Annotated in this window: 7 protein-coding genes and 1 riboswitch; of the genes, 1 reads left to right on the top strand and 6 read right to left on the bottom strand. The window is 50.7% G+C overall.

The genetic code is table 11. The annotated features are described in order from the left end of the window. Positions 1-34: 34 nt before the first annotated feature. Positions 35-892 (bottom strand): glutamate racemase, encoded by an 858-nt coding sequence (gene murI, locus D9738_RS00410; protein ID WP_130206536.1) that lies wholly within the window; start codon positions 890-892, stop codon positions 35-37. Beyond that, the gene (gene btuB, locus D9738_RS00405) at positions 837-2,681 is read right to left on the bottom strand and encodes a TonB-dependent vitamin B12 receptor BtuB (protein WP_130259310.1); all 1,845 of its coding nucleotides are present in this window, start codon (positions 2,679-2,681) and stop codon (positions 837-839) included. The genes murI and btuB overlap by 56 nt, the downstream gene beginning before the upstream one ends. 64 nt (positions 2,682-2,745) lie before the next feature. Beyond that, a riboswitch (cobalamin riboswitch) is annotated at positions 2,746-2,937 on the bottom strand. A gap of 113 nt (positions 2,938-3,050) precedes the next feature. Between btuB and trmA the strand changes: the two genes are divergently transcribed. Further along, complete coding sequence (gene trmA, locus D9738_RS00400; protein ID WP_000187026.1) at positions 3,051-4,151, top strand: tRNA (uridine(54)-C5)-methyltransferase TrmA; 1,101 nt, start codon at positions 3,051-3,053, stop codon at positions 4,149-4,151. 39 nt (positions 4,152-4,190) lie between these two features. Here the strand turns inward: trmA and D9738_RS00395 are convergent, their stop codons facing one another. The 4 genes from D9738_RS00395 to D9738_RS00380 all read right to left on the bottom strand — a co-directional run bounded on the left by D9738_RS00395 (position 4,191) and on the right by D9738_RS00380 (position 7,829). After that, on the bottom strand, positions 4,191-4,550 hold the full coding sequence (locus D9738_RS00395; protein WP_000806411.1) for a YijD family membrane protein: 360 nt from the start codon (positions 4,548-4,550) through the stop codon (positions 4,191-4,193). After that, a complete protein-coding gene (gene fabR / locus D9738_RS00390) occupies positions 4,550-5,200 on the bottom strand; it encodes an HTH-type transcriptional repressor FabR (protein WP_001309117.1) in 651 nt (216 codons plus the stop codon). The genes D9738_RS00395 and fabR overlap by 1 nt, the downstream gene beginning before the upstream one ends. Before the next feature lie 103 nt (positions 5,201-5,303). After that, positions 5,304-6,620: a citrate-proton symporter gene (locus D9738_RS00385; RefSeq protein ID WP_130259309.1), complete on the bottom strand. Its 1,317-nt coding sequence runs from the start codon at positions 6,618-6,620 to the stop codon at positions 5,304-5,306. Positions 6,621-6,662: 42 nt separating this feature from the next. Beyond that, positions 6,663-7,829, bottom strand: coding sequence for a M20 aminoacylase family protein (locus tag D9738_RS00380; protein ID WP_130259308.1), 1,167 nt, complete (start codon positions 7,827-7,829; stop codon positions 6,663-6,665). Positions 7,830-8,000: the final 171 nt, after the last annotated feature.

The raw sequence follows: 8,000 nt of genomic DNA, 5'->3' as shown, positions 1-8,000 counted from the left end.
AAATAATTTTCCGAATGCGCAACATTCAACCAAATTAGCCTGAAACTGCCAGTTTTTCGAGCGTTTTGAAGCCGTAACGCTGTAAAACGGGTAATAACTGTTCAGCTTCTGGTGTCATGGCCATGCAAAAGGCAATGTTCGCATCGGCAGATTTTGCCTCAGGAGCTTCGTGTTCCAGCAGCCAGGCCGTTCGGCGGGCAATCGCTGCGCCAGAATCCACCAGCCGGGTTCCCTCTGGCAGCACCTTTAACAGTTCTTCTTGTAGTAGAGGAAAATGGGTGCAACCCAGAACAACGGTATCTGGCGGCTCTTTCATTCTTAACCACGGGCGCAGGATACGTTTTAGCGCATCCAGAGAGATTTCTTCGCCATGCAACTTCGCTTCAGCCAGCTCAACCATTTCTGCCGAGCCCAGCATCTCTATCTGACATTCATTAGCGAAACGCGCGATTAGCTCGTGGGTATAAGAACGTTTTACCGTACCACGAGTTGCCAGCAATCCGACAATGCCATTAGCTGTCAGCCGTGCCGCTGGCTTAATTGCCGGAACGACACCGACAACCGGGAACGCAAACTTCTCGCGTAATGCAGGAAGTGAGACGGTACTGGCGGTGTTGCAAGCGACCACAGCCAGCGCAAGGGGATAACGCTCTTGCACCGCGGTGACAATTTCCACCACACGCTCAACAATAAACTCTTCGCTTTTTTCGCCATACGGGAAAGCGACGTTATCGAAAGCATAAATGTAATGGAGATCCGGTAAGAGATGCCGGATCTCGTCATAGACCGACAACCCACCGACGCCGGAGTCAAACACCAGCACGGTGGGACGTGGTTCAGAAGGTGTAGCTGCCAGACAAGGTGTATTCCCGTCCTGCAGTTTGGTAGCCATAGACTGTCTCGTAATCTTTGTCGAACAGGTTGGCTATTTTACCACGAACTGTCAGGTGAGAGGTGACCGGATATGCAACCGCAAGATCCCACAAGCTCACACCGCCCATTTTCACAGTTTGATACGGCCAGGAGGAGTAATCCTTATCATAGCGAGAGCCTAAATACTGATAAGTAATACCCCAGTCGAAGTCATACAACTGCCAGTCGAGCTGGTATTTCACCTGCTGTTTAGCACGGCGTAACAACGGCGTGTCGGTAATTGCGTTACGGGCATCAACATAATCGTAACTCACAGTATGCGTCAGTGGTCCGGTATCAAAATTGGCGGTCGCCTCGACACCTTTAATCCGCGCTTTCCCTTCGTTGTAATATTTCAGGATATGGTCGTCATAATCGATTAAGTCACTAACATCGTTACGATATCCGGAAATACGCCAGTTCACTCCTGCTGTTAAGCCTTCAAACGCGCCTTCCCACTGTTTGCTTTTCTCAGGGTCCAGATCCGGATTACCGTAGAAGCCGTACAGTTGTCCAAGATTTGGTGCCTTATAAGATGTCCCGTAGGAAGCAATGAAGCGATAACCTTCGATGAACTCCCATCCGACGCTGGTTTGCCAGGTTCCATGACGACCAAACTGTGAGTTATCGTCGCTGCGTGCTGCGCCTTCAAAGGTAAAATCGCCAACTTGTTGCAGCCCGGTCAGATAGATACCGGTGTTACGTTGATCATATCCATCCTCAACGTAACCTGTACCCGGCGTCGTAGTCTGTTTCTGCCAGTCGACACCCGCACCAATACTACCGTGACCAACGATGACATTGTTTGCCCACTGGACGGTGTATTGCTTCATCTCATCGAGCGTCGCCGACGAATCATAACGACCATAATGCGGATCGTAGTTGTAATCTTTGCTATGGCTATAGCTGGAAATGAGTTGTGATTTAATCAGTTCGCCGTTATAGCGCAGCCCGGCGTCCCAACTTTGACTATAGAGTTTACGGGTATCGACCAATGGTGAACCCGGAGAATAATACGCGTCATAATTGGTCCGATTATCATAGCCATAGCCACGTACAAAGCCGCTCCAGGCATCGGTAAAATTATGTTCCAGCGCACCATAAAGCGTTTTACTTAAGAAACCATCGTTATCAGGCTGCGCTTGCATTCCTGTATTGCCGTAAGCGACAACATCATAACCATGGGTATAAGCATAATCGCCCAACAGAGTTACCCGTGTCTTATCCCCCAGTTGTTGCTGCGTAGAGACATCGTAGTTCTGATAACTATGGCTTCCCCACCCCGCTGAAATTTCCGTTCCAGGTTCATCGCGCGTCGTGATGATATTCACCACCCCGCCTATTGCATCAGAACCATAAACGGCGGAACGCGGCCCACGGATATATTCGACACGCTGAACAAGTGCAATGGGGAATTGACTAAGATCGGCTGAACCACTCACCCCTGCCAGATTCAGGCGTACGCCATCAATTAACACCAACACATGACTGGCATTTGTGCCACGAATAAAAATAGAAGAAAGCTGACCTGAACCGCCATTTTGGGTGATATCCACGCCAGGGAGACGGCGCAGCACATCATTGACCGAGGTTGACTGCCAGCGGTCGATATCCTGACGCGTCACAACAGTAGTTGGCGCAAGCACAGTGCTGCGCGGCTGTTCAAAACGGTTAGCAGTAACAACGAGAGTATCCGGGCTGGTATCCTGTGCCCAAGCAGAAAAGGCTGTGACGGAACACGCCGTCAGCAGCGAAGCTTTTTTAATCATTGTAAAGCATCCACAATAGATGAAGGATGCCGCAGGTTTCATCAATATTACGCGATGATGAGAACCAGATGCGACGTTGGCCGGCAGGTCTTCGGGCTTGGAGGGGTATCTGAAGATACAAAGAGATGATGACTTCCCACCGGATGGCAGTGTCCGCATAACGCAATCATCGCACCTTTCCTTACCGCTGCGCGTCAGCTCCAGATTCGCACTGGATTCCCTATTAACTCACAGGACCGGCAAGTGGATGCTACAGGTTGTAACAAGTTACTGTCCAGACGTAGCTCACAAATAGGAATTCATCAAGATCTGGACATCTGATGAGCAATCCCTACAATCGCCGCGTACTTTAATTTTTCAGGATACATCATGACCCCCGAACACCTTCCAACAGAACAGTATGAAGCGCAGTTAGCCGAAAAAGTGGTACGTTTGCAAAGTATGATGGCACCGTTTTCTGACCTGGTTCCGGAAGTGTTTCGCTCGCCGGTCAGCCATTACCGGATGCGTGCAGAGTTCCGCATCTGGCACGATGGCGATGACCTGTACCACATCATTTTCGATCAACAAACCAAAAGCCGTATCCGCGTGGATAGCTTCCCTGCCGCCAGTGAACTCATCAACCAGTTGATGACGGCGATGATTGCGGGTGTGCGTAATAATCCCGTTCTGCGCCACAAGTTGTTCCAGATTGATTACCTCACCACGCTGAGTAATCAGGCGGTGGTTTCCCTGCTGTACCATAAAAAGCTGGATGACGAATGGCGTCAGCAGGCGGAAGCCCTGCGCGATGCGTTGCGCGCGCAGAATCTGAATGTGCATCTGATTGGTCGGGCAACGAAAACCAAAATCGCGCTGGATCAAGATTACATCGACGAGCGTCTGCCGGTCGCCGGAAAAGAGATGATCTACCGTCAGGTGGAGAACAGTTTCACCCAGCCAAACGCGGCGATGAATATTCAGATGCTGGAATGGGCGCTGGACGTCACCAAAGGCTCAAAAGGCGATTTACTGGAGCTGTACTGCGGCAACGGTAACTTTTCATTAGCACTGGCGCGCAATTTTGATCGGGTATTAGCCACCGAAATCGCCAAGCCGTCGGTTGCTGCTGCGCAATACAACATCGCAGCTAACCATATTGATAACGTACAAATTATTCGTATGGCGGCAGAAGAATTTACTCAGGCGATGAATGGTGTGCGCGAGTTTAACCGCCTGCAAGGGATCGACTTAAAGAGTTATCAGTGCGAAACCATTTTTGTCGACCCACCGCGCAGCGGTCTGGACAGTGAAACCGAGAAAATGGTACAGGCGTATCCGCGTATTCTGTATATCTCCTGCAACCCGGAAACGCTGTGTAAGAATCTGGAAACATTAAGCCAGACGCACAAGGTTGAACGTCTGGCTCTGTTTGATCAGTTCCCCTACACGCACCATATGGAGTGCGGCGTATTACTGACCGCGAAGTAAACCCCATGCCGGATGCGCCAGCATCCGGCATGATACCGATTACTCAGCAACTTCCTGCTTACGGTTACGCATCTTCGCGCCAATCCAGAACACCATAATAACGGACAGCACAGCCGGGAAGAAGTTAGAGCCGATATCCGGATATTCCGCACGGACCACAGTGCTATAAAGCAGAACACCGAGAATAAAACAGGCAGCTGCCAGACCCGGCAAGCCGACCGGCATAGTGCGATTAAGATAACGTTGATGCAGGCAGTAAACCGTCAGCACCAGGGAAATAATCGGGAATACAGAAAATGGCACAATGGAGCTAAACAGCGCTGCGAAAGTACCATTAATCGATAAGCCAGCAACTAACGCCAGCAGCAGCGTACCTCTATCTTGATTTGCTTGTTTCATTACTCGTCCTTCACATTTCCCGGAATAATTGCGGTTTTCTCTTGTTCACGGCGATACCAGTAATAAGCCCCTTTCGAAATCATTCGCAGTTGCAGTACCAGTCGCTCTTCTAATTGCCGACGTTGTTCGACGCCGACATCCAACGCCTCGGCACCCGCACTGAAGACAATCGTCACCATTGCTTCGGCTTGCGCTTCAGTAAACGCGCGCGGCATATGGTTTTCGAGTTCAAGATAGTCCGCAAGTTCCGCAATGAAGTGCTGAATTTCACGCGCAACGGCGGCACGAAACGCGGCGGAGGTGCCGGAGCGTTCCCGCAATAATAACCGGAAGGCGTTAGGATTATTACCGATGAACTCCATAAATGTGGATACCGAGGTACGGATCACACTCCCGCCTTTAGCGATACGCTGACGCGCCTGGCGCATAAGCTGACGCAGCATCAAACCACTCTCGTCAACCATGGTCAGGCCAAGTTCGTCTACGTCGCGGAAATGCCGATAAAAAGAGGTGGGAGCAATGCCCGCTTCACGCGCCACTTCACGTAAACTCAGGCTGGCGAAGCTGCGTTCAGCACTTAATTGGCTAAATGCGGCTTCTACCAGCGAACGTCGGGTTTTTTCTTTTTGCTGCGCTCTTACGCCCATCACGATGTCTGAATCCTTGCCAAAAGTACTGCTGGCACTATACCAGAGAATGAACATACTGGATTGCTCCAGTGTTGTGAATGAACGGTAGCGCAATAAAACACATTTACTGCAACTCTTTGGCCGGTTCTTTTACAAACAATAACGCCAGCATCGACAGCAACGTGCCTCCGCCCAGATACCACGCCGGAGCCGTCAGACTATCCAGTAACACGATGGATTGCGTGGCGAAATATTGCGCAAAACCGCCGAAGATTGCTACACCAATGCTATAAACCAGCGCAAAACCCAATGCCCGAATCCGTTTCGGCAACAGTTCAGAGATCAACAACATCACTGGTACCCCACCAAGCGTGGTAAAGCTGACCATCACGAAAACCACCGTCAGCAACATGCCGGGGCTTGGGTAATTCACCAACAACCAGAATGACGGCCAGCTACAGATCAGCACCATCACACGGGAGATTAAAATCAGCTTTTTACGCCCGACCGAATCACATAGCATCCCCACCAACAGCGCGCCCACAAACGTAATTACCCCCGCCAGTAACATCGCTGCATGAGAATAGTGTTGAGGCATTGCCAGATACTTCGCCGCCCAGGTGCCATAGTAAAAGAGGGAAATATAGGTTGCTACCGTGCTACCGATAGCGAGTAAAACGCCGTTAATGATAGTCGCTTTATGTTGCAGGAGCAGAGAGAACGCGATTTCGCTGGCAGCAGCTTTTTTATTGTGTACAGGTTCAGGTACGTCATTTTCCAGGCTCAGACGCAGCCAGCAACCGATGGGCGCTAAAAGCACACCAATAAAAAATGGCACACGCCAGCCCCATTCAGCCATTACGGTTTCTGAACCTGTGGCGAACGGTAGCCAAGTGCTCAGGCCTAAAGCGACAATACCACCAAAGGTCGTTGCCAGCCCCTGGGTCGCCAGCGACCAACTGCTGTAAAAACCGCGGCGATTTGCCGGAGCTGATTCAACCAGTAAAGACATTGAAGCGCCGACTTCACCTCCTGCCGCAACACCCTGAATTAGACGCGCCAGTACCAACGTCGCCGTTCCCCAATAGCCCGCCGTCGCATATGTCGGCGCGATGCCGATCATCAGCGTACCGAGGCTCATCAGGGCAATGGTGAACACCATCGCGGGTTTACGTCCGAAACGATCGGCCCAGGCCCCGACGATAATTCCACCAAGCGGGCGCATAAAAAAACTCACGCCAAACGTTGCAAATGCCAGTAACAGCGCGACATTGTGATCAGCGCTGGGCGGGAAGAAAAGCGTACTGATATAGACCACAAAAAAGTTGTAAACGCCAAAATCAAAAAATTCGAGCGCATTGCCAAACGCCGAAGCAAAAATCACCCGCTTACCGCTGGGCTTTTTCTTCACAATCACGCTTCCATTTACGATCGCCGTCATTCCATGTTCCTTGCCAGAAAGTGTTGTTGTGTGTTGTTTTATTTATTGCAGCCAGGCTTCTACCAGTGCGCCCCAGTAGCTGCACGCCGAGACCAGACTTGCATCGTTGAAGTCGTAGCCCGGGTTATGCACCATGCAGGAACCTTCCCCGACATCGCCATTACCGAACAGCAAAAAAGCGCCTTTCGGCTGGGCTTCCAGCATGAAAGAGAAATCCTCACTGCCCATCAGGGGCTTGATGCCAAACTCGGCCCGATCTTCACCAAACGTTTTACACGCCACCTGCCAGGCGAAGCGCGCCATCTCCTCGTCATTCACTAATACCGGCGTACCGTTAACATGCGTCACATCAGCCGTAGCGCAAAAGCTGACAGCCTGGGCTTGCGCCAGAGCCGGAATACGGGTCAGAAGAAGTTGTCGGGTATCGCGGCTAAGAGAGCGGACGCTGATTTTCATCTCAGCACTGTCAGGAATGACGTTAGCCGCCTCTCCTGCAACAATGCTGCCAACGGTAATTACCGCCGCTTCCAGCGGATCGACATTGCGCGACACAATGCTTTGTAATGCGGTGGTGATATGTGCCGCGACCAGCACCGGATCGATGGCTTTGTGCGGGATCGCACCGTGTCCGCCACAACCACGAACCGTAATATGGAACTGATCCATTGACGCCATTAGCGCCCCTGGCTGGAAGAAAAACTTGCCAACCGGCAAGCCCGGCATGTTGTGCATCCCGAAAATGACATCGCAGGGGAAGTGGTCAAAAAGACCTTCTTTAACCATAATCTCGCCGCCGTTAATCATCTCTTCTGCGGGCTGGAAGATAAGACGTAACGTGCCGTTAAAACGACGCGTTTCGGCAAGATAACGCGCTGCACCTAGTAATATCGTGGTATGGCCGTCATGCCCGCATGCGTGCATTAAACCGGGATGTTTACTGGCCCAGGGCTTGCCGCTATTTTCATAAATCGGCAACGCATCCATATCCGCCCGCAGGCCAATACTTTTCTCTCCGTCGCCCACTTTTAACGTGGCCACTATCCCCGTCGTCGCCAGTCCTTGCTCTACCTCATAACCCCACTGGCGCAGCTTTTCCGCAACCAGAGCACTGGTTTTAAATTCTTGTAGCCCCAACTCCGGATTTTCGTGGATTTGGTGGCGAATCTCGCGCAACTCTTCCTCAAACCCACGAATGTAGTGTTCGATCATCGACTATTCCTTTATTCACTTATAAACAGGTTAATTAACGGATTTTATTGATGGTATAAATACAAATAACACATCAATATAAAATATTTATATATTTGTTTTATAAGAAGATTTAACAAAGACAATAACAAAAAAGCACGCTTCGGCAAGATAAAACTATCAGCCATAAGA

This window comes from Escherichia sp. E10V5 (genome assembly GCF_004212315.1).
GTDB lineage: Bacteria > Pseudomonadota > Gammaproteobacteria > Enterobacterales > Enterobacteriaceae > Escherichia.
The sequence above is the reverse complement of the archived record's forward strand: the minus strand, read 5'-3'. Positions and strand labels throughout refer to the sequence as shown.